This is a genomic window from Flavobacterium sp. LC2016-23, from assembly GCF_009674775.1.
Lineage (GTDB): Bacteria > Bacteroidota > Bacteroidia > Flavobacteriales > Flavobacteriaceae > Flavobacterium.
Genome location: NZ_WKKE01000096.1, coordinates 1 through 353, shown reverse-complemented (window position 1 = coordinate 353; position 353 = coordinate 1). Strand labels below are relative to the sequence as shown.

Genomic DNA, 353 nt, shown 5'->3' with positions numbered 1-353 from the left:
TGAATTATGAGCACACTAGCAAAACCAAGTCATATAGGACGAAAAATTAGCCGTATCCGTGAACTGAGAGACATGAAACAGGAAGCGTTGGCACAAGCTTTAGGTACCAATCAACAAGCTGTTTCTATAATGGAAAACAGTGAGACGATAGACGACGAAAAGCTTGCAGAAGTAGCAAAAGCTTTGGGTGTTACGCCAGAAGCAATAAAGAATTTTTCAGAAGAAAATATGATCAACTATTTCAACACTTTTCATGACAGTAGTGGAAACGGTGCCTTTGGTCAGATTGATAACAATAACCAGCATTGTACCTTTAATCCGCTTGATAAAATCGTGGAGCTTTACGAACGTTT

Annotated in this window: 1 protein-coding gene; it reads left to right on the top strand. The window is 38.8% G+C overall.

From position 1 onward, the window contains the following. Positions 1-6: 6 nt before the first annotated feature. The coding region (locus GJU43_RS22765; protein ID WP_154344189.1) for a helix-turn-helix domain-containing protein at positions 7-353 on the top strand (347 nt) is incomplete at its 3' end.